General features: G+C 61.8%; 18 protein-coding genes and 2 pseudogenes. 10 read left to right on the forward strand and 10 right to left on the reverse strand.

The window, feature by feature from the left end; all coding sequences use genetic code 11:
• Window positions 1-2 precede the first annotated feature (2 nt).
• The 3 genes from RTW82_RS02550 to RTW82_RS02560 all read left to right on the forward strand — a co-directional run bounded on the left by RTW82_RS02550 (window position 3) and on the right by RTW82_RS02560 (window position 2810).
• Complete coding sequence (locus RTW82_RS02550; protein WP_003830789.1) at window positions 3-911, forward strand: TniB family NTP-binding protein; 909 nt, start codon at window positions 3-5, stop codon at window positions 909-911.
• The gene (locus tag RTW82_RS02555) at window positions 908-2125 is read left to right on the forward strand and encodes a TniQ family protein (protein WP_003830790.1); all 1218 of its coding nucleotides are present in this window, start codon (window positions 908-910) and stop codon (window positions 2123-2125) included. The genes RTW82_RS02550 and RTW82_RS02555 overlap by 4 nt, the downstream gene beginning before the upstream one ends.
• 61 nt (window positions 2126-2186) lie before the next feature.
• Window positions 2187-2810 (forward strand): recombinase family protein, encoded by a 624-nt coding sequence (locus tag RTW82_RS02560; protein WP_003155741.1) that lies wholly within the window; start codon window positions 2187-2189, stop codon window positions 2808-2810.
• Between the two features lie 204 nt (window positions 2811-3014).
• Here RTW82_RS02560 and qacG2 read toward each other — a convergent pair whose 3' ends face one another.
• Both qacG2 and RTW82_RS02570 read right to left on the reverse strand, forming a co-directional pair.
• The gene (gene qacG2, locus RTW82_RS02565) at window positions 3015-3347 is read right to left on the reverse strand and encodes a quaternary ammonium compound efflux SMR transporter QacG2 (protein WP_003830719.1); all 333 of its coding nucleotides are present in this window, start codon (window positions 3345-3347) and stop codon (window positions 3015-3017) included.
• Between the two features lie 193 nt (window positions 3348-3540).
• Window positions 3541-4056: a flavodoxin family protein gene (locus RTW82_RS02570; protein ID WP_003830721.1), complete on the reverse strand. Its 516-nt coding sequence runs from the start codon at window positions 4054-4056 to the stop codon at window positions 3541-3543.
• A gap of 160 nt (window positions 4057-4216) precedes the next feature.
• Between RTW82_RS02570 and intI1 the strand changes: the two genes are divergently transcribed.
• Window positions 4217-5230: a class 1 integron integrase IntI1 gene (gene intI1 / locus RTW82_RS02575; RefSeq protein ID WP_000845048.1), complete on the forward strand. Its 1014-nt coding sequence runs from the start codon at window positions 4217-4219 to the stop codon at window positions 5228-5230.
• Between the two features lie 314 nt (window positions 5231-5544).
• A complete protein-coding gene (locus tag RTW82_RS02580) occupies window positions 5545-6087 on the forward strand; it encodes a recombinase family protein (RefSeq protein WP_316924157.1) in 543 nt (180 codons plus the stop codon).
• An 87-nt stretch (window positions 6088-6174) separates the two neighbouring features.
• On the opposite strand, the gene RTW82_RS02585 is transcribed toward RTW82_RS02580, so the two are convergent.
• Window positions 6175-7914 (reverse strand): recombinase family protein, encoded by a 1740-nt coding sequence (locus RTW82_RS02585; RefSeq protein ID WP_316924158.1) that lies wholly within the window; start codon window positions 7912-7914, stop codon window positions 6175-6177.
• 34 nt (window positions 7915-7948) lie between these two features.
• Here RTW82_RS02585 and RTW82_RS02590 point away from each other — a divergent pair.
• Together RTW82_RS02590 and RTW82_RS02595 are read left to right on the forward strand one after the other, a co-directional pair.
• A pseudogene (locus RTW82_RS02590) lies at window positions 7949-8812 on the forward strand (YifB family Mg chelatase-like AAA ATPase); the annotation flags it as partial.
• A gap of 101 nt (window positions 8813-8913) precedes the next feature.
• Window positions 8914-9720, forward strand: coding sequence for a TlpA disulfide reductase family protein (locus RTW82_RS02595; protein WP_271659594.1), 807 nt, complete (start codon window positions 8914-8916; stop codon window positions 9718-9720).
• A 75-nt stretch (window positions 9721-9795) separates the two neighbouring features.
• Here the strand turns inward: RTW82_RS02595 and RTW82_RS31590 are convergent, their stop codons facing one another.
• The 3 genes and pseudogenes from RTW82_RS31590 to RTW82_RS02605 all read right to left on the reverse strand — a co-directional run bounded on the left by RTW82_RS31590 (window position 9796) and on the right by RTW82_RS02605 (window position 12842).
• The gene (locus RTW82_RS31590; RefSeq protein WP_410478752.1) at window positions 9796-10656 is read right to left on the reverse strand and encodes a methyl-accepting chemotaxis protein; all 861 of its coding nucleotides are present in this window, start codon (window positions 10654-10656) and stop codon (window positions 9796-9798) included.
• Window positions 10651-11772 (reverse strand): annotated as a pseudogene (locus RTW82_RS31595) (Cache 3/Cache 2 fusion domain-containing protein); the annotation flags it as partial. The pseudogene RTW82_RS31595 and the gene RTW82_RS31590, both read right to left, overlap by 6 nt.
• A gap of 149 nt (window positions 11773-11921) precedes the next feature.
• A complete protein-coding gene (locus RTW82_RS02605) occupies window positions 11922-12842 on the reverse strand; it encodes a LysR substrate-binding domain-containing protein (RefSeq protein WP_316924160.1) in 921 nt (306 codons plus the stop codon).
• A gap of 136 nt (window positions 12843-12978) precedes the next feature.
• On the opposite strand from RTW82_RS02605, the gene RTW82_RS02610 reads away from it, so the two are divergent.
• Window positions 12979-14367, forward strand: coding sequence for a NorM family multidrug efflux MATE transporter (locus RTW82_RS02610; protein ID WP_316924161.1), 1389 nt, complete (start codon window positions 12979-12981; stop codon window positions 14365-14367).
• 9 nt (window positions 14368-14376) lie between these two features.
• Here the strand turns inward: RTW82_RS02610 and RTW82_RS02615 are convergent, their stop codons facing one another.
• Window positions 14377-16053 (reverse strand): bifunctional diguanylate cyclase/phosphodiesterase, encoded by a 1677-nt coding sequence (locus tag RTW82_RS02615; RefSeq protein ID WP_316924162.1) that lies wholly within the window; start codon window positions 16051-16053, stop codon window positions 14377-14379.
• Window positions 16054-16334: 281 nt separating this feature from the next.
• On the opposite strand from RTW82_RS02615, the gene rep reads away from it, so the two are divergent.
• Both rep and RTW82_RS02625 read left to right on the forward strand, forming a co-directional pair.
• The gene (gene rep / locus RTW82_RS02620) at window positions 16335-18347 is read left to right on the forward strand and encodes a DNA helicase Rep (RefSeq protein ID WP_316924163.1); all 2013 of its coding nucleotides are present in this window, start codon (window positions 16335-16337) and stop codon (window positions 18345-18347) included.
• A gap of 127 nt (window positions 18348-18474) precedes the next feature.
• On the forward strand, window positions 18475-19047 hold the full coding sequence (locus RTW82_RS02625; RefSeq protein WP_316924164.1) for a xanthine phosphoribosyltransferase: 573 nt from the start codon (window positions 18475-18477) through the stop codon (window positions 19045-19047).
• 86 nt (window positions 19048-19133) lie between these two features.
• Here the strand turns inward: RTW82_RS02625 and RTW82_RS02630 are convergent, their stop codons facing one another.
• The 3 genes from RTW82_RS02630 to RTW82_RS02640 form a co-directional block, all read right to left on the reverse strand.
• Entirely contained in the window at window positions 19134-19556 is a 423-nt protein-coding gene (locus RTW82_RS02630) for a c-type cytochrome (protein ID WP_263400337.1), read from the reverse strand.
• 140 nt (window positions 19557-19696) lie between these two features.
• Entirely contained in the window at window positions 19697-20227 is a 531-nt protein-coding gene (locus RTW82_RS02635; protein WP_316924165.1) for a sterol desaturase family protein, read from the reverse strand.
• Between the two features lie 171 nt (window positions 20228-20398).
• On the reverse strand, window positions 20399-20947 hold the full coding sequence (locus RTW82_RS02640; RefSeq protein ID WP_021218943.1) for a cupin domain-containing protein: 549 nt from the start codon (window positions 20945-20947) through the stop codon (window positions 20399-20401).
• Between the last annotated feature and the right edge of the window lie 82 nt (window positions 20948-21029).

Below are 21029 nucleotides of genomic sequence, written 5' to 3' on the forward strand. Positions count from 1 at the left end.
CCGTGGACGAATATCCCATCATCGACTTGTCACACCTGCTGCCAGCTGCACAGGGGCTGGCTCGGCTGCCGGCGGACGAGCGCATCCAGCGCCTTCGCGCCGACCGCTGGATCGGCTACCCGCGCGCGGTCGAGGCGCTGAACCGGCTGGAAACCCTGTATGCGTGGCCAAACAAGCAACGCATGCCCAACCTGCTGCTGGTTGGCCCGACCAACAACGGCAAGTCGATGATCATCGAGAAATTCCGGCGCACGCATCCGGCCAGCTCCGACGCGGACCAGGAACACATGCCGGTGCTGGTCGTGCAGATGCCGTCCGAACCGTCGGTGATCCGCTTCTACGTCGCGCTACTTGCCGCGATGGGGGCACCATTGCGCCCGCGCCCACGGCTGCCGGAAATGGAGCAACTGGCGCTGGCACTGCTGCGCAAGGTCGGCGTGCGCATGCTGGTGATCGACGAGCTGCACAACGTCTTGGCCGGCAACAGCGTCAACCGGCGGGAATTTCTCAACCTGCTGCGCTTCCTCGGCAATGAGCTGCGCATCCCATTGGTCGGGGTCGGCACGCGCGACGCCTACCTGGCCATCCGCTCGGATGACCAATTGGAAAACCGCTTCGAGCCCATGATGCTGCCGGTGTGGGAGGCCAACGACGATTGCTGCTCACTGCTGGCCAGCTTCGCCGCTTCGCTTCCATTGCGGCGACCCTCGTCGATTGCCACGCTGGACATGGCCCGCTACCTGCTCACACGCAGCGAGGGCACCATCGGCGAACTGGCGCACTTGCTGATGGCGGCGGCCCTCGTCGCCGTGGAGAGCGGCGAGGAAGCGATCAACCACCGCACGCTCAGCATGGCCGATTACACCGGCCCAAGCGAGCGGCGTCGGCAATTCGAGCGGGAACTGATGTGAAGCCAGCGCCACGCTGGCCGCTGCATCCGGCTCCCAAGGAAGGCGAAGCCTTGTCTTCATGGCTCAACCGCGTGGCCCTTTGCTATCACATGGAGGTGTCCGACCTGCTGGAGCACGATCTTGGTCACGGCCAGGTTGATGACCTGGATACCGCGCCACCACTGTCGCTGCTGATGATGCTCTTCCAGCGGAGCGGCATCGAGCTGGACCGGCTGCGTTGCATGAGTTTCGCCGGCTGGGTGCCTTGGCTACTGGATAGCCTTGATGATCAGATTCCAGACGCATTGGAAACCTATGCGTTCCAGCTCTCGGTGCTGCTGCCGAAACTCCGCCGTAGGACGCGATCCATCACGAACTGGCGTGCCTGGCTGCCCAGCCAGCCGATACATCGCGCCTGTCCGCTCTGTCTGAACGACCCGGCAAACCAAGCCGTACTGCTTGCATGGAAGCTGCCCCTGATGCTGAGCTGCCCGCTGCATGGTTGCTGGCTGGAATCCTATTGGGGCGTGCCTGGGCGGTTTCTCGGCTGGGATAACGCCGACACTGCGCCGCGCACCGCCAGCGACGCGATTGCAGTGATGGACCGGCGTACCTGGCAGGCACTGACGACCGGCCATGTGGAGCTGCCGCGCCGACGCATCCACGCTGGATTGTGGTTTCGGCTAATACGCACGCTGCTCGATGAGCTGAACACCCCGCTTTCGACGTGCGGAACCTGCGCGGGGTATCTCCGCCAAGTATGGGAAGGCTGCGGGCATCCGCTGCGTGCTGGGCAAAGTCTGTGGCGACCGTATGAAACCCTGAACCCGGCAGTACGATTGCAGATGCTGGAGGCGGCGGCAACGGCAATCAGCTTGATTGAGGTGAGGGATATTAGCCCGCCAGGCGAGCATGCAAAGCTGTTCTGGTCCGAGCCCCAAACCGGGTTCACCAGTGGCCTGCCGGCGAAAGCGCTGAAGCCCGAACCCGTCGATCACTGGCAGCGTGCGGTCAAGGCCATTGATGACGCCATCATTGAAGCGCGGCACGACCCCGAGACGGCACGCTCGCTGTTCGCGTTGGCTTCCTATGGTCGGCGCGACCCCGCTTCCCTGGAACAGTTGCGCGCTACCTTCGCGAAGGAAGGCATCCCCACGGAATTTTTGTCACATTACGAGCCTGATGAGCCCTTTGCATGTCTTAGACAGAATGACGGGTTAAGTGACAAATTTTGACGACCAGAACTTTCCGGTTCACACTGTCACATAATCGAACGTATACGTGACGGGTGAAAAGGTGCTGATCGGCTACATGCGGGTATCGAAGGCGGACGGATCCCAGTCCACCAATTTGCAACGCGATGCGCTCATCGCCGCTGGTGTGAGCCTTGCGCACCTTTACGAGGATCTGGCCTCGGGCAGGCGCGATGATCGCCCAGGGTTGGCTGCTTGCCTGAAGGCGCTTCGTGAAGGGGACACGCTGATCGTGTGGAAGCTCGATCGGCTTGGCCGTGATCTGCGCCACCTGATCAACACCGTGCACGACCTAACTGCGCGTAGCGTGGGCCTGAAGGTCCTGACCGGTCACGGTGCGGCGGTCGACACGACGACTGCCGCCGGCAAGCTTGTGTTCGGTATTTTTGCCGCGCTGGCCGAGTTCGAGCGTGAGTTGATTTCCGAGCGAACAGTCGCTGGACTTATCTCGGCGCGCGCTCGCGGCAGGAAAGGGGGGCGCCCCTTCAAGATGACCGCCGCCAAGCTACGCCTGGCGATGGCCAGCATGGGGCAACCGGAAACCAAGGTGGGCGATCTCTGCGAAGAACTCGGGATTACCCGGCAGACGCTCTACCGGCACGTGTCGCCCAAGGGCGAACTGCGGCCAGACGGCGTAAAGCTGCTCTCCCTCGGTTCAGCCGCATAAATGGAGGCGACCTGGAACGGGGCGCTGTTCAGTGCGGCAACGATCCGATTACCGGTGTCGACCCAGAGCAGCCGTAGAGCTTTTGGGAAAGCTGTCGTTCAACGTTTGACGTGAGGGGCCGCCGTAGCGGCGAAGCCGCGAAGGGAACCCGCAAGCGCAGCTTGTGGGCGGTCCCTCTCGACGGAATGGTTAGATGCGACCGTTTTAGTGAACACTTGCCTTAGATAGCAAGTTGAGCACAGCAACGCCGCTGATAATGAAGCCGACACCAACAAATCCCCACATATCTAGTTTTTGACCATGCAAAACCCATGCAATCGCAGTGACCAAGACGATCCCGAGGCCCGACCAAACTGCGTAGGCGATTCCAACAGGAATCGATTTGAGTGTCAGCGACAGGAAATAAAAAGCAGCAGCGTATCCCGCTACGACGATAAAAGACGGTACTAACCTAGTAAAGCCCTCACTAGACTTGAGCGCAGAGGTTGCAATGACCTCAAAAATAATGGCCGTAGCCAGAAATAACCAATTTTTCAAAATATTTCTCCATGGAGTTCCGCGAAGAAATTTTAGGTTCGATTTAAGAAAAAAAAACAGTCTTGTTGCTGGCCGAAATTTGTGCGCACAGCAAAGCATCTAACGCTGGAGTTAAGCCGCGGCGCGTAGCGCCGTCGGCTTGAACGACTTGTTATACAAATTTTGCTGGTAACCAGATTGACCATTTTGGAAATCAATTGTTTTTTACAAGATGAATAAACCTATCAACATCGGCTTGGTAATCTTGAGAATTGAAACCGTTTTCGCAGTTTGCGTGAACATAGCCGCCATAGCCCATGCCAAGATATCTGAAGGTATCTTTAAATGAATTGAGAAATGAGCTATCAGCATCGCTGCTAATGGATGTGCAAACAACAAAACCTGTTTTACTGCGCAGCCGCCTACCAATATCCTTTAGCTCATCAACATCCAGAAAATCCGATGTTCTATCAATAAATACCTTCATTTGAGCACTTGGGCCGTACCAATAAACTGGCGTTGCCAAAATTATATTCTCGTAATCTAGCAATTGATTCATCACAGAAAGAAAATCATCGCCTATGTTTTTGTGATCATAGTCATAGGGTGATATGTCTTTATCCAACAAATTGATTACACCAATATCTAGCTCAGAAGAGATCCAATCTATAAGTCTACCTGTATTGCCATTCCTTCTGGCACTCGCAAATACTGCTATTGTTTTGCTCACTGCTGACTCCTTTCATTTGTATAACTTTGTTTTAGGGCGACTGCCCTGCTGCGTAACATCGTTGCTGCTCCATAACATCAAACATCGACCCACGGCGTAACGCGCTTGCTGCTTGGATGCCCGAGGCATAGACTGTACAAAAAAACAGTCATAACAAGCCATGAAAACCGCCACTGCGCCGTTACCACCGCTGCGTTCGGTCAAGGTTCTGGACCAGTTGCGTGAGCGCATACGCTACTTGCATTACAGCTTACGAACCGAACAGGCTTATGTCCACTGGGTTCGTGCCTTCATCCGTTTCCACGGTGTGCGTCACCCGGCAACCTTGGGCAGCAGCGAAGTCGAGGCATTTCTGTCCTGGCTGGCGAACGAGCGCAAGGTTTCGGTCTCCACGCATCGTCAGGCATTGGCGGCCTTGCTGTTCTTCTACGGCAAGGTGCTGTGCACGGATCTGCCCTGGCTTCAGGAGATCGGAAGACCTCGGCCGTCGCGGCGCTTGCCGGTGGTGCTGACCCCGGATGAAGTGGTTCGCATCCTCGGTTTTCTGGAAGGCGAGCATCGTTTGTTCGCCCAGCTTCTGTATGGAACGGGCATGCGGATCAGTGAGGGTTTGCAACTGCGGGTCAAGGATCTGGATTTCGATCACGGCACGATCATCGTGCGGGAGGGCAAGGGCTCCAAGGATCGGGCCTTGATGTTACCCGAGAGCTTGGCACCCAGCCTGCGCGAGCAGCTGTCGCGTGCACGGGCATGGTGGCTGAAGGACCAGGCCGAGGGCCGCAGCGGCGTTGCGCTTCCCGACGCCCTTGAGCGGAAGTATCCGCGCGCCGGGCATTCCTGGCCGTGGTTCTGGGTTTTTGCGCAGCACACGCATTCGACCGATCCACGGAGCGGTGTCGTGCGTCGCCATCACATGTATGACCAGACCTTTCAGCGCGCCTTCAAACGTGCCGTAGAACAAGCAGGCATCACGAAGCCCGCCACACCGCACACCCTCCGCCACTCGTTCGCGACGGCCTTGCTCCGCAGCGGTTACGACATTCGAACCGTGCAGGATCTGCTCGGCCATTCCGACGTCTCTACGACGATGATTTACACGCATGTGCTGAAAGTTGGCGGTGCCGGAGTGCGCTCACCGCTTGATGCGCTGCCGCCCCTCACTAGTGAGAGGTAGGGCAGCGCAAGTCAATCCTGGCGGATTCACTACCCCTGCGCGAAGGCCATCGGTGCCGCATCGAACGGCCGGTTGCGGAAAGTCCTCCCTGCGTCCGCTGATGGCCGGCAGCAGCCCGTCGTTGCCTGATGGATCCAACCCCTCCGCTGCTATAGTGCAGTCGGCTTCTGACGTTCAGTGCAGCCGTCTTCTGAAAACGACATTAGGGTGAATACACGATTAATGGCTTGACCTGTATTCATTTGGGTTTGCATTATTTTTGAATACAGCCATAATGCTTACATCTAGACCCATATGAATACAGGATGATGAAAATGGCAGACATTGGATACGTACGCGTGAGTTCAGCCGAACAAAACACAGAGCGTCAACTCGACGGGGTGCGCCTAGACAAAGTATTCACTGACAAAGTGTCTGGCGGAACCATAGACCGTCCAAAACTTCAAGAAATGCTTGAATATGTACGAGATGGCGACGTCATCCATGTTCACTCCATAGATCGGCTTGCACGCTCTCTGGTAGATTTACTGGCGCTGGTACAGGGCATGATAAAAAAGGGTGTCCACGTTCAGTTTCATAAAGAGGGCTTACTGTTCACGGGCGAACATAATCCAACTCAAGAACTCATGCTATCTGTCATGGGCTCAGTCGCCCAATTTGAAAGAGCGATGATACGCGAACGTCAACTCGAAGGAATTACAAGAGCCAAAAGGAACGGGGTTTACAAAGGCAGAATCAAAACTATTGACGACGCGTCAATCCGAAACCATGTCGAATCCGGGAATAGTTATAGAGCGACTGCTAAAGCTTATGGGGTAAGCCTGTCCACAGTTCAGCGAGCCATGAAGGCGGGATAGTCCCCGCTGAAGGGTGGCGGGGGATGTAAATGCGGATGGTACCAAAATGCAAACTAGTCGACTGGGTTCCCTAGGGAGCTGTAAATCTTACTCTAGCCCCAGAGATTTAAGTAACCGCTCCTTCATTCCTGGCTCTGAAGAGGGCTTATAGATTTCTAGTTTATCGAGGTCAACACCCTCCCCATTGGCTACTTCCTCAGCATCTGCGATTGACTCAATCATTTTGGTTGGACTGTAAGGAAACAACGTTTCTTTTACATCCGTCTGATTAACTATAGAGACCAGCGCCTTCTTTGTAAGGGGCAACATCTTAAAGCCATCGCCCTGGAAGACAAACGCTAAAAATGGCATGCCTGAGACATCAGAAAGGAATATAGTTTCTTGCAACGTCCGCTTCATAAACACCTGAACCTTCCTACTCTGAAGGTATGCGTTTGCTTCAGCCCTGCCCTCATAGGTTTCAAGATCAAGCTTATCAAAGAAAACATTTTTATCGAATATGTGCTCTTGAGAAATCTGACGCCTGACATCATCTATTTCCTCCCTAATTCCTGACAACTCTAATTCTTTCTTAGCAATTTTTATCGCCAGTGCATTTGACGGCACTTCTTCCAACAGTTCAACAAACCGCTCAAGCTGAGTTGCAGCCTTTAATTCTCTACCCTCTAGCTCTGATACTCTAAGCGAGAGCTCCTTTCTTGTATCCGTAACCAAAGATAGCGAATCTAGTTTCGCAAGAATTTCTTTGAATACGACATCAGCATCAGATATCCGTATACTTCGATTATGGCACTTACCCTTTACCGCCCCATAACAACGTAGATATACGCCACCTTTAGTGCCTTCACCTTTATTCACCAGATGCATCGCCGTCTTACAAAAACTACATTTTGCAATTTTCGACCATACGTTGAAGTTCTTAGACTGACGCGTTGATCTAGATATGAATCTTTGCCTAGTAGCAGCTGAGGCGGCATAAAACGTCTGCTCGGATACAACAGCCGGATAGTAATTAGTGATGGGCTCGCCTTGTTCAATTCTTCGAGCTCCCTCATGCTTCATCGGCTGATACTCACCGAGCACCGCACGATTGTTGAGTATTTTATTAATAGTACTCTTACCCCACAGCTGTGATTTATTTCTATTCACGGAACCAAAGACCGGCACTCCCTCCGCGTTAAGCTTGGTAGAAATTGCATGATGCCCGTAACCCTGTATTGTAAGATCGAAAATCAGCCTAACAATTCTTGCATGCTGCTCAATTAGTTCATAGCCTCCATTAACAAACTTTATCCAATATGGGCACACGCCTCCTATGGGCGTTCGATTATCACGAGCCTTCCCTCTTTTTTGCTCCCAGTTAGCAGATAGACGCTGAGCTTTATGCAAAGACTCACTATGAGCCCTACCCATTTGCATGATTGATATCAATAACTGGGTAAGATCCGGATTTCTTGTATAAACCATACTGTCACTTATCGTGACAATATTAATATCTAACGCAAGAATTGAAAGAAACCCTGATAGGGCTTGAGCAACTTCTTCCCGACTAATTCTATCAAGCGACTCAACAAGTAGGTATGAACCCGCCTGAATACTCCCAGACTCCACAAGCTGTTTAAACCTGTTTAGACTGCTAGTAGGCCCCTGGTTCTTCCCCTTATATGCACTAACTCCAAGATCGAAGAACTTATACTCATCTTCAGTAACAAGCTCTAATCCATTGTCGCTAGCGTATTTTTTAGCTGAAGCCATCTGCCGACGATAACTATCCCCTTTGGCTTGCTCTGGGGTGGAGAACCGAACGTAGCTGTATGCCTTTGCCATGATGATGCTTCTGTATAATTTAGGTGTATTTTATCACAACCGGCTGCTCTCCGGGCCGCCCGGCACCGGCAAGACGCTGCTCGCCAGCCGCCTGCCCGGCCTGCTGCCGCCCTTGCAGGAGCAGGAGGCACTGGAAGTCGCCGCCATCCACTCGGTGGCCAGCAACACCCCGCTGGACAGTTGGCCGCAACGCCCCTTCCGCCAGCCGCACCACAGTGCATCCGGGCCCGCCCTGGTGGGTGGCGGCAGCAAGCCCCGCCCTGGCGAAATCACCCTGGCCCACCAGGGCGTGCTGTTCCTCGACGAGCTGCCGGAGTTCGACAGAAAGGTCCTCGAAGTCCTGCGCGAGCCCCTGGAGAACGGAGAGATCGTCATCGCCCGGGCCAACGACCGGGTGCGCTTCCCGGCGCGCTTCCAACTGGTCGCCGCCATGAACCCCTGCCCCTGTGGCTACCTGGGTGACGTCACCAACCCGTGCCGTTGCACCCCGGAACAGATCCAGCGCTACCGCGCCAAGCTCTCCGGCCCGCTGCTCGACCGCATCGACCTGCACCTCACCGTCGCCCGCGAAGCCACCTCCCTGGACGACCCCAAGCCCGGTGGCCAGGACAGTGCCAGCGCCGCGAAAACCGTGGCCCAGGCCCGCCAGCGCCAGCTCGATCGCCAGGGCTGCGCCAACGCGTTTCTCGACCTCCAGGGCCTGCGTCGCCACTGCCCGCTGGTGGTGGAGGACCGTCGCTGGCTGGAAAACGCCTGCGAACGCCTCGGCCTGTCGTTGCGCGCCGCACACCGCATCATCAAGGTCGCCCGCACCCTCGCCGATCTCGACGGCACCCCGACCATTGCCCGCCAGCACCTGGCCGAGGCACTGCAGTACCGCCCGGCCACCGAGCCCTGAGCCCTGAGCCCCGTAAAGCAGGGAAACACTTGCGCCGCCGGGCCACGCCAGGGCCGATGGCATACTGCGGCCCCACCCGCCAAGCCACCTGGTCCACCTCGATGAACAGCCTGCAAATCGGCCCTGTCGCCCTTTCCGCCTCCCAGGCGCTTTTCTACCTGGGCTTCTTCGTCGCTCTTGGCTGTGGCTGGTGGCTGGGGCGCAAACGAGGCGCCAACCCCGAAGGCGCCCTGTTCGCCATGCTGGTCGCCGGGGTGCTGGCGGCGCGTCTCACCTTCGTCGCTTTCTATTTCGCCGAGTACCGCACCGAACCCTGGCGCATGCTGGATATCCGCGACGGCGGCTTCCTCCTCCTGCCCGGCCTGGCGCTGGCGGCACTGGTGGGCATTCTCCATGTCCGTCGCCACCCAGCCGTACGCCGCCCCTTGGGTATCGCCCTGCTGGTGGGCGCCACGCTCTGGGGCGGCGGCAGCGCGCTGCTGGCAGCCCTGGAGAGCGGCCGCCAACTGCCGGACGTGGCGCTGAGCGACCTCGACGGCAAGCCTGTGGATATCCGTGAACTGGATGGTCGGCCGCTGGTGATCAACCTCTGGGCCACCTGGTGCCCGCCGTGCCGCCGCGAGATGCCGGCCCTGCAAGCGGCCCAGCAGGCCCGCCCCGACCTGCGCTTCGTGCTGATCAACCAGGGCGAGAACGCCGAACACGTGAAGCGCTTCCTGCAGGAGCAGGGCCTGGAGGTGCAGGACGTGTTGATCGACGGCGGCAACCGCTTCGGCGCGCTGACCGGTTCCTACGGCCTGCCGACCACACTGTTCTACGACGGCCAGGGGCGGATGCTGAAGAGCCACATGGGCGAACTATCCCGGGCCAGCCTCAGCCGTGAGCTGGAGAGCCTGACCACCGAGTGAGCGCCCGGGCAGAACGCGACCCAAAGAAAAGGCGCCCATCGGGGCGCCTTTTTCATTGCGGCGGAACGGCCGGACTCAGCGGAAGCGCCCCACTTCCTGGCGCAGTTCCTCGGCCAGGCGGTCCAGTTCCTGGGCGGTCTGCGCCAGGTTGGCGACCACTTCGCGCTGCTCGCTGTTGGCCAGGGCGATGCTCTGCAGGTTGCTGCTGAGCAGGGTCGCGGTGCTGCTCTGCTCCTGGGTTGCGGTGGTGATGGCGGCGAACTGCTCACCAGCAGCGGTGCTCTGCTGGGCGATCTGCGCCAGGGCGGCGGCGACCTTGGCGTTGCGCTCCAGGCCGTCCTGCATCAGCGCCTTGCCGTGCTCCATGGTGCTGATGGCGCTGGCGGTCTCATCCTGGATGCTGCCGATCATGCTGGAGATCTCGGTGGTCGCCTCGCGGGTGCGGGCCGCCAGGCTGCGCACCTCATCGGCCACCACGGCGAAGCCCCGGCCCTGCTCGCCGGCACGCGCCGCCTCGATGGCGGCGTTGAGCGCCAAGAGGTTGGTCTGGTCGGCGATGGCGGTGATGACCCCGACGATGCCGCCGATTTCCTGGGAGCGCTGGCCCAGGGTGTTGATCACTTCGGCGGTGCCGTTGAGGGCTGTGGATATCTGCTCCAGCGCCGCGGAAGCCTCGCCCATGGAGCTCTGGCCGATGCGGGTCTGCTGGGCGTTGTCGCTGGCCATGCGCTCGGTGGCGCGCATGTTGTCGGCGATGTTCAGCGAGGTGGCGCTGAACTCCTCCACCGCGCCGGCCATGCTGCTGATCTCGCCGGACTGCTGCTCCATGCCTTCATAGGCACCGCTGGAGAGACCCGACAGCACCTGGGAGCGGCTGCCGACCTGCTGCGCCGAGCTGCGGATGTGCGCCACCATGGTCGACAGCGCCTCGCCCATCTGGTTGAAGCTGCGCGCCAACTCGCCGATCTCGTCGTTGCTGGATACATCCAGGCGCACGCTGAGGTCGCCCGCGCCCAGTGCCCGGGCCTGCTCCACCAGCTCGCCCAGCGGCCGCAGGCGCTTGCGCAGCAGCCAGATCACCGAGGTTACCGCCAGCACCATGGCCAGCAGGCTGCCGAAGGCCAGCTGGCCGCCGACGCTCCAGGTCACCTCGCGGATTTCCGCCTTGGGCATGCTCGCCACCACCTGCCAGGGGCCATCGGCGAAGGACACGGCAACGCTGAAGAAGTCCTCTTCGCCGTCGCTCCAGAAACGGCCATGGCCGGGCTCGCGGGCCAGCGCGGCGAGGGTGTCGCCGATGGCTTCCGGGCGGCGCACGCCGGCCGGGGTCACCAGCCACTTGCCGGCCTCGTCCATCAGCGCCAGGGAACCGGTCTTGCCGATGCGGAAGCGCTGCAGGTTGGCGAACTGGGCATTCTGCGCGTCGGTGTAGTCGAAGCCGACGAAGAGCACCGCGATGACCTGGCCGCCGTTGTCGCGCACCGGCGTGTACTGGGTCATGTAGTAGCGGTCGAAGAGCAGCGCGCGGCCCACGTAGTTCTGCCCGGACAGCAGGCGCTGGTAGGCGGGGTGGGCGTGGTCGAGCACGGTGCCGATGGCGCGGGTGCCGTCCTGCTTGTTCAGCGAGGTGGTGACGCGGACGAAGTCGGCACCATCGCGGACGAACACCGTGGCCACGCCGGCGGTGAGGTGGCGGAACTCGTCCACCAGGGTGAAATCGTTGTTCAGCACCTGGCCATTGAGGTAGAGGGCCGGCGGGCTCAGCGCGGCGACCGGCACGCGCTCGTCGGCATGCACCGCGAGGCCGCTGGCGAAGCGCTGCTCGAACAGGCTGGCGAGGCGCTGGGTGCTTTCACGCAGGCTGCCGTGGAAGGTACTGAGCTGGTCGGCGAGCAGGCGCGCCTCGCTGGCCAGGTGCTCTTCGCGGGTGGCCAGGTTGGCCTGGTCCAGGGAGCGCAGGGCGAAAAGCGTGCTGCCGCTGATCAGCAGCACGAGGATCAGGGCGAGGGCGGCGGCGAGCTGCCAGGCGATACGTGACCTGGGCGGGTTCATGGGGTTTCTCCAGTTTTTTGCAGGCAGGGCTGACGAGGAACTTCTGGGGCTCCTTCGGCGGGCGGCGAGAATACTTGACCGCTTTACTGAGGTATAGGACGCATCTGCCAAAAGCACCGGAAAAATCTGTAAGCGGAAACCACGCCGCTCTAGCGCTTGAAGCTCACCGGCGGCAAACGCATCGCCGCCACCTCGGCCAACAGGTAATCCCGCAGGCGACGCAGGCGATCCTGGCCGCTGCGTGCCTTCGGCCAGACCAGGTAGTAGCTCTGGCCGCTGGGTACGGCGCTGGGCCAGGGCAGGCCGATGCGCCCTTCCTCCACATCCTCGGCGACCATCACCAGGTCGCCGATGGAGATGCCGTAGCCCCGCGTCGCCGCGACTATGCCCAGTTCCAGGGTGTCGAACACCTGGCCGCCCTTGAGCGGCACGTCCTGCTCCAGCCCCATGGCGTGCAACCAGCGCCGCCAGTCGCGGCGGTCCGGCGTGGGGTGCAGCAGCTCGGCGCCGCGCAGGCGCGCCAGGTCCCAAGGCCCCTCGGCGGCTGCCGAGGGCGCGCTGACCGGGATCAGCCATTCGGCGAACAGCTCGACACTCTCCCATTCATCGCCGAAGCCGCCGCTGCTCAGCAGCACCGCGCAATCGAAGGGCTCGTGGTTGAAGTCGACCTTGTCCACATCCATCCAGGCGCTGGTCAGCTGCACCTCCACGTCCGGGTTCTGCAGGCGGAAGCGCGACAGCCGCGCCAGCAACCAGCGCATGGTCAGTGTGGAGGGCGCCTTGAGGCAGAGGATGCTGTCGTCCACCCGCAGCGTGGCGCAGGCGCGCTCCAGGGAATCGAACCCCTCGCGCAGGCCGGGCAGGATCATCCGCGCCGGCTCGGTGAGCTGGAGGCTGCGGCCCTTGCGCTCGAACAGGCGGCAGGCGAAGTGCTCCTCCAGGGTGCGGATATGCCGGCTCACCGCGCTCTGGGTGATGGCCAGCTCCTCGGCGGCGCGGGTGAAGGAGGCATGGCGCGCCGCGGCTTCGAAGGCACGCAGGGCGTAGAGCGGTGGCAGGCGACGCGTCATGGTTGAGCCGATTCATGAGTCAGAGTCATGGAAGGCATCATTTTTTTCCCTTTGTGGCGCGGATTCAAGCGCTGGAGAATCCACCGTCTCTGGCCCGATGCGTTTTCGGGCCCGCCATGACAAGTGATCCAGACTCATGCCACAGCAGATCCGCTCCGAACTCCTGGCCATCCTCCGCCTCGCCGGCCCGCTGATCGCGGCGCAGCTGGCCAACGTGCTGATGGTGTTCACCGACACGGTGATGATGGGCCTGCTCGGCCCGGCGGAGCTCGCGGCCGGCGGCCTGGGCGCGGCGAGCTACTCCTTCGTGTCGATCTTCTGCGTCGGCGTGATCGCCGCCGTGGGCAACCTGGTCGCCATCCGCCACGGCGCCGGGGACATCGCCGGCGCCGCGCGCCTGACCCAGGCCGGCCTGTGGCTGGGCTGGGGCCTGGCCCTGGGCGCCGGGCTGCTGTTGTGGAACCTCGGCCCACTGCTGACGCTGTTCGGCCAGGAGGCCCACAACATCGAGGGCGGCATGCGCTTCCTCTCCACCCTGGTATTCGCCTTGCCCGGCTACATGAGCTTCATGGCCCTGCGCGGCTTCACCAGCGCCATCGGCCGCCCCGGCCCGGTGATGGCCATCAGCATCGGCGGCGCGCTGGCCAACTTCGCCCTCAACTACATGCTGATCCATGGCTGGTTCGGCCTGCCGTCGCTGGGCCTGGCCGGCATCGGCCTGGTCACCGCCCTGGTGATGAACGTCATGGCGCTGCTGCTGGCCTGGCACGTCACCCGCCACCCGGCCTACGCCGCCTATTCCCTGCGCCAGGGCCTGTTCCAGCCGCGCCTGGACGACCTGCGCGAGCTGCTGCGCCTGGGCCTGCCCATCGGCGGCACCTATGCGGTGGAATCCGGCCTCTTCGCCTTCGCCGCGCTGTGCATGGGCGCCCTGGGCAGCCTGTCGCTGGCGGCGCACCAGATCGCGATCATGTCGGTGTACGTGGCCTTCATGGTGCCGGTGGGCATCTCCTACGCGGTGACCTTCCGCATCGGCCAGCACTTTGGCGCCGGTCGCCTGGAAGACGCACGCCGCGCCGGGCGCCTGGGCATCGCCGTGGGCGCCGGCTGCATGCTCAGCTTCGCCGCGCTGTTCTGGCTGGCGCCGGAATGGGTGGTGGGGCTGTTCCTCGACCGCAACGCCGGCGAGTACCAGAAGGTGGTCGCCTTGGCGGTGAGCTTGCTGGCCATCGCCGCGCTGTTCGAGCTGTTCGACGGCATCCAGACCATCGCCATGGGCGCCATCCGCGGCCTCAAGGACGCTAAGACCACCTTCCTCGTTGGCCTCGGCTGCTACTGGCTGGTGGGCGCGCCCGCCGCCTGGCTGCTGGCCTTCCCCCTGGGAATGGGTGCCCAGGGCGTGTGGTGGGGCCTGGCGTCGGGCCTGGCCTGCGCCGCGGTCGGGCTGACCCTGGGGTTCGAGTGGAAGACCTTGCGCATGCTGCGCCCGCAGGAACCGCTCGGCAGCGCCTGCAAGGCGGGCTGAGCGGGGGGGCTAGAGGTTGGGCTGGCTGCTGAACAGCGGCTGGCGCACGCCGAATACCAGGAAGCGCGCCAGGTCGGCCAGGGGCAGCGGCTTGCTGATCCAGTAGCCCTGCACCTGGTCGCAACCGAACTGGCGCAACAGGGCCAGTTGCTCGGCGGTTTCCACCCCTTCGGCCACCACCTCCAGGTTGAGGTTGTGCGCGAGGTTGATCATCGCGCGTACCAGCTGGCGGTTCTCGGGGCGATCCTGCATGCCGCCGACGAAGCTCTTGTCGATCTTCAGCAGGGTGATGGGCAGGCTGTTGAGGTGGACGAAGGACGAGAAGCCGGTGCCGAAATCGTCCAGGGAGAAGCGCACGCCGACCTTGCCCAGGGCCTGCATGGTCTGCTGCACCTGTTCGCTGCGGCGCATCACCGCCGTCTCGGTCAGCTCGAATTCCAGCCATTGGGCGTCGACCCCGCGCTCGCTGATGAGGCGGTTCAGGGTCGGCAGCAGCTGGCTGTCCTGGAACTGGCGGAACGACAGGTTCACCGCCATGTGCAGGGCCGGCAGGCCGCGCCCGCGCAGCCACTGCATGTCGCGCAGGGCACGGGAGATGACCCAGTAGCCAAGGGGGACGATAAGCCCGCTTTCCTCGGCCAGGGGCACGAATTCATTGGGCGACAGCAGGCCGCGCTCGGCATGGCGCCAGCGCACCAGCGCTTCGAGGCCGACGATACGGCCGGTGTCCAGGCACAGCCGGGGCTGGTAGTGCAGCTCCAGCTCGTCGCGACGCAGGGCGCGGCGCAACTCGCTTTCCAGGTCGGCCAGGCTGCGCGCGCTGCGGTTGATGCGTTCGTCGAACACATGGAAGGTGCAGCCCTGCACGGCCTTGGCCTGTTGCATGGCGATGTGCGCGTGCCACATCAGCGGGTCGGCGCCTTCATCGGAGCGCGCATGGGCGATGCCCAGGCTGCAGCCGATGAGCAGGCTCTCGCCGTCGACCCAGTAGGGCTCGCCGAGGGCTTCGGCGATGCGTTCGGCGACCTTCTCGGCGCGGGATGGGTCGCGGCGGGTGTCCAGCAGCAGGGCGAACTCGTCGCTGCCCAGGCGGGCCAGTTGGTCGCCGGCAGCCAGTTCGCCCTTGAGCCGCGCCACCACCTGGAGGATCAGGCGGTCGCCGGCCTGGTAGCCGAGGGCGTCGTTGGCGTGGCGGAAATTGTCCAGGTCCAGGTGGCCGAGGGCCAGGCCGCGCCCGGCGAATTCGGCCAGGCGCCCCGCCAGCAGGGTCTGGAAGCCCTGGCGGTTGGCGATGCCGGTGAGCGGGTCCTGCTCGGCGAGGCTTTGCAGGGTGTTCTGCAAGGCGCTGCGCTCGCGCATGTAGCGCAGGCTGCGGCGCAGCACGTCGAGGCCCAGTTGGTCACGCACCAGCCAGTCGCAGACGCCGGCCGGCGCTTCATCGGGCTCCTGTTCCAGCAGCAGGATGGTGGGCAGGTGGCAACGGCCGGGGGCCGGCAGCAATTGCGGGGTGCAGAGCAGCAAGCCGCCTTCGCTGTCGTCGAACAGGCTGCTGGCGGCCTCCCAGGAGGGGGCTGTGATCAGGGGTGAAAGGCTGCCCAGCGCGCTGAGCAGCTCGCGTAAGGATTCCGCCCAGCCAGGCGATTCCGCCAGCAGGAGCATGCGCATGGGCTCGGCAAGCGCGGACAAATGACCTCCCCGGGGTCACAAAAACAGTGGGCAATTGGCCCAATTCGCGTCGTGATCGACGTCGTTCTTTTAGGTGTGCTCTTGAGGCGACCTGGCGAACTTTGCGCCAAATGTGAACAGCCATCAACAGTGTGTGCCGGAACAATCGTACTTGAAGGTTCGAAATAGCCAAGCGCCACGCTTCACCAAAGGGCGCTACGTCACACTGTTCGGCGCGCATCGGCAGATCGGGGCCGGCCTGTTAGAATGCGCGGCCATTCCCCCGCGAAAAATCGACCCGCATGTCCCGACTCAATCCCCGGCAGCAGGAAGCCGTGAACTATGTCGGCGGCCCGCTCCTGGTGCTCGCCGGTGCCGGCTCCGGCAAGACCAGCGTGATCACCCGCAAGATCGCCTACCTCGTCCAGCAATGCGGCATCCGCGCCCAGTACATCGTCGCCGTGACCTTCACCAACAAGGCCGCCCGCGAGATGAAGGCCCGCGTCGGCACCCTGCTGCGCGGTGCCGAAGGTCGTGGGCTGACGGTATCCACCTTCCACAACCTGGGCTTGAACATCATCCGCAAGGAACACGCGCGGCTGGGCTACAAGCCGGGCTTCTCGATCTTCGACGAGACGGACATCAAGGCGCTGCTGACGGACATCATGCAGAAGGAGTACGCCGGGGACGATGGCGCCGATGAGGTGAAGAACTACATCGGCTCCTGGAAGAACGACCTGATCCTGCCCGAGGAAGCGCTGGCCAACGCGCGCAACCCCAAGGAGCAGACGGCAGCGGTGGTCTACCTGCACTACCAGCGCACCCTCAAGGCCTACAACGCGGTCGACTTCGACGACCTGATCCTGCTGCCGGTGAAGCTGTTCCAGGAAAACCCGGACATCCTCGAAAAATGGCAGCAGCGCGTGCGCTACATGCTGGTGGATGAATACCAGGACACCAACGCCAGCCAGTACCTGCTGGTGAAGATGCTGGTGCAGCACCGCGCGCAGTTCACAGTGGTGGGCGACGACGACCAGTCGATCTACGCCTGGCGGGGTGCGCGGCCGGAGAACCTGATGCAGCTGAAGGAGGACTTCCCCTCGCTGAAGGTGGTGATGCTGGAGCAGAACTACCGCTCCACCAGCCGCATCCTCAAGTGCGCCAACGTGCTGATCGCCAACAACCCCCACGTGTTCGAGAAGCAACTGTGGAGCGAGATGGGCGTCGGTGACCCGATCCGGGTGATCCGCTGCCGCAACGAGGACGCCGAGGCCGAGCGCATCGCCATGGAGATCCTCACGCTGCACCTGAAGACCGAGCGGCCCTACAGCCAGTTCGCCATCCTCTACCGCGGCAACCACCAGGCCAAGCTGATGGAGCTGAAGCTGCAGCACCACCAGGTCCCCTATCGGTTGTCGGGCGGCACCAGCTTCTTCGGCCGCCAGGAAGTGAAGGACCTGATGTCCTACTTCCGCCTGCTGGTGAACCCGGACGACGACAACGCCTTCCTCCGGGTCATCAACGTGCCGCGCCGCGAGATCGGCTCCACCACCCTGGAAAAGCTCGGCAACTACGCCACCGAGCGCAAGATTTCGATGTACGCCGCCGCCGACGAGATCGGCCTCGGCGAGCACCTGGACAGTCGCTACACCGAGCGCCTGCAGCGCTTCAAGCGCTTCATGGACAAGGTCCGCCAGGACTGCGCGCAGACCGACCCCATCGCCGCCCTGCGCAGCATGGTGATGGACATCGACTACGAGAACTGGATCCGCCAGAACGCCTCCAGCGACAAGGTCGCCGAGTTCCGCATGGGCAACGTCTGGTTCCTCATCGACGCCCTGAAGAACACCCTGGAGCGCGACGAAGAAGGCGAGATGACCATCGAGGAAGCCATCGCCAAGCTGGTGCTGCGCGACATGCTCGAGCGCCAGCAGGAAGAGGAGGAGGGCGCCGACGGCGTGCAGATGATGACCCTGCACGCATCCAAGGGCCTGGAATTCCCCTACGTGTTCATCATGGGCGTTGAGGAAGACATCCTGCCGCACCGCTCCAGCATCGAGGCCGACACCATCGAGGAGGAGCGCCGGCTGGCCTATGTCGGCATCACCCGTGCCCGGCAGAACCTGGCCATGACCTTCGCCGCCAAGCGCAAGCAGTACGGCGAGATCATCGATTGCTCGCCGAGCCGCTTCCTCGACGAACTGCCCCAGGAAGACCTGCAATGGGAAGGCATGGAAGACACCCCGGTGGAGGTCAAGGCGGTGCGCGGCAACACGGCGCTGGCGGACATCCGCGCCATGCTCAAGAAGCCCTGAGGCCGCGGGCCAACGGGCAACCGGGGGCCGTGGCGCGACCTGTCAGAAGGGCATCGCGCGATGCCCCCGCGCCGAGGTAGAATGCCGCGCTTCATCAGCGACAGCAGCTTCGCAGGAAGCCCCTCCCGTGAACATTCTCAAAGAAAAGATCCGCTCCGAAGGCATCGTGCTTTCCGACCAGGTGCTGAAGGTAGACGCCTTCCTCAACCACCAGATCGACCCGCAGCTCATGAAGCACATCGGCCATGAATTCGCCGAACGCTTCCGTGGCCAGGGCATCACCAAGATCGTCACCATCGAAGCCTCGGGCATCGCCCCGGCGGTGATGGCCGGCCTTGAGCTGGGCATCCCGGTGATCTTCGCCCGCAAGTTCCAGTCGCTGACGCTGAAGAACGACCTGCTGATCTCCAAGGTGTTCTCCTTCACCAAGCAGACCGAGAGCACCATCGCCATCTCCGCCAAGCACCTGACGGCATCCGACCACGTGCTGGTGATCGATGACTTCCTCGCCAACGGCCACGCCGCCAAGGCCCTGATCGACCTGATCGGCCAGGCAGGCGCGAGCATCGCCGGCATGGGCATCGTCATCGAGAAGTCGTTCCAGGAAGGTCGCACCCTGCTGGAAAGCGAAGGCTACCGGGTCGAGTCCCTGGCGCGGGTCCAATCCCTGGCCAACGGCACCGTGACCTTTATCGATTGAGTGCCCGGCGCTGCGACAATAAGCCGCAGCAGCCAGACACGAAAAAGCCGCCCGAGGGCGGCTTTTTCGTTGATGCCGGGTCCCTGTTACAGGCCGGACATCTTCTTGATGGTCGCTTTCAGCTCATCATCGGTGCAGTCGGCACAGGTGCCTTTCGGCGGCATTGCGTTGATACCGGTGATGGCCTTGGCCAGGATGCCGTCGAGGCCGCCCTGGTGGTCGGCACGCTCTTTCCAGGCGGCGGTGTCGCCGATCTTCGGAGCGCCGAGAACGCCGGCGGTGTGGCAGGCGCCACAGTGCTTGGCGATGATGTCGTCCGGCGTCTTGGCGCCGCCGCCTGCGGAGGCTGCTACAGCTTCCACACCCTTGCACTCCTGGCCCTGGACACAGACTTCGCCTACCGGCTTGATACGCTCGGCGATGGCGTCATCGGTCGCGGCCTGGGCGCTAACAGCCCAAAGGGCCAATACGGCAACATGCGCTGCCAGCATCTTATTTATCAGGTTCACCCTTACACCCTCATCCTGGCTAGTGACGCCCGCGGCCACGGTTTCGCGGGCGGGCGCCAGTATAACGGTTAGCCCGCCATGCTGAAACAACCCTACTTGTCGCACGACTAAAGCATGAGCGCCTTGCGACCAGAGGCTGATCAGCCCGATACCTTCGCTCTCTCCACCGCACGCACATAGGTGCCGAAGACGTGGTCCCAGAGCGGCGAGGAAACCCCGAAGTTCTTCTCCACGCCCTTCTGGTGGTGCAGGTCATGGTTGAACACCAGCCCAGGGATGAAACGGTAGAACCAATGCCCGGGGCGGTGCATCACGTAATGCAGCGAGATATAGAGAAAGTAGCCGGCAACCAGCCCGGCGAACAGCGAAGCCAGACCCAGGTAGGCACACAACGGCAGCAGCAGCGCATAGACCGCACTGGTCTTCCAGCTGGAGATGCCGATGAACGCCAGCACGTCGAGATGGTGGGTCCAGTGTTCACGGCGATACAGCGAGTGGAACAGGAAGCGATGCACCCCGTACTCGACGAGCGACCAGAGCAGCAGGCCGGCCAGCAGTTGCCAGGGCAGGATCGGGCCGACGAACAGGGCGATGAGGATGAAGAGCGGAGCGGTGAAGAAGTCCAGGTAATAGGCGAGCGAGGACATCAACCATTTGTTAGAGGCAGCCACGGAACCTTCCTTGTCATGCGCCGTTGCGCTGGGCACGGCCTTGAGTGGATGAGCACGCCGCCTTTGCGGCGACGCGTGCGCAAACCTAGCATGCCGGCGCCGGTCCGATGACCGGCTCGGGTGAAGACCGCGCAGTGGCTCACGAAGCCACGCGCCGGAGGCTGGAACGGACTAGAAGTTGGCCGGTGTGGTCGCGCTGATCAAACGGGCCGGAACATCGAAGGGATTGCTGAAACGGTGCGGCTTGCTGCTTTCGAAGTAGTAGCTGTCGCCCGGCTCGAGGATGAACAGCTCGTTACCGACGGTGAGCTCGAGACGGCCCTCCACCAACATCCCGGCCTCTTCGCCCTCATGGGCGTACATCTCGTCACCGGTGTTGGTGCCCGGCGGGTAGGTTTCGTCGAGGAAGGCGATCGCGCGGCTCGGATGGGCCTTGCCCACCAGCTTCATGGTGATCGCACCACTGCAGATATCGGTAAGTTCGGAAGCCCGGTAGACCACCTGGGTCTGGTTGTCCTGTTCCAGATCGAGGGAAAAGAATTCCACCAGCGACATGGGGATGCCCCCGAGCACCTTCTTCAGCGAACTGATGGAGGGGCTGACGCTGTTCTTTTCGATCATGGAAATCGTGCTGTTTGTTACGCCTGCACGTTTGGCGAGTTCACGCTGGGAGAGGCCTTTGAGCTTGCGGATGGATTGCAGTCGAACACCGACGTCCAATGGTGGGATCCTCCTTGGGATTCTTGTTGAGGGGGGTGGTCACGGTGGCCGTATGATGCGGCCAGCGTTCAGTATTTACAAC

This window comes from Pseudomonas sp. zfem005, assembly GCF_032621735.1.
GTDB classification, from domain to species: domain Bacteria; phylum Pseudomonadota; class Gammaproteobacteria; order Pseudomonadales; family Pseudomonadaceae; genus Metapseudomonas; species Metapseudomonas solani.

Coding starts and splice junctions, on each gene's coding strand:
- intI1 (WP_000845048.1), top strand. CDS start 4,217: ATGAAAACCGCCACTGCGCCGTTACCACCGCTGCGTTCGGTCAAGGTT.
- RTW82_RS02580 (WP_316924157.1), top strand. CDS start 5,545: ATGGCAGACATTGGATACGTACGCGTGAGTTCAGCCGAACAAAACACA.
- RTW82_RS02585 (WP_316924158.1), bottom strand. CDS start 7,914: ATGGCAAAGGCATACAGCTACGTTCGGTTCTCCACCCCAGAGCAAGCC.
- RTW82_RS02595 (WP_271659594.1), top strand. CDS start 8,914: ATGAACAGCCTGCAAATCGGCCCTGTCGCCCTTTCCGCCTCCCAGGCG.
- RTW82_RS31590 (WP_410478752.1), bottom strand. CDS start 10,656: ATGGGCGAGGCGCTGTCGACCATGGTGGCGCACATCCGCAGCTCGGCG.
- RTW82_RS02605 (WP_316924160.1), bottom strand. CDS start 12,842: ATGACGCGTCGCCTGCCACCGCTCTACGCCCTGCGTGCCTTCGAAGCC.
- RTW82_RS02610 (WP_316924161.1), top strand. CDS start 12,979: ATGCCACAGCAGATCCGCTCCGAACTCCTGGCCATCCTCCGCCTCGCC.
- rep (WP_316924163.1), top strand. CDS start 16,335: ATGTCCCGACTCAATCCCCGGCAGCAGGAAGCCGTGAACTATGTCGGC.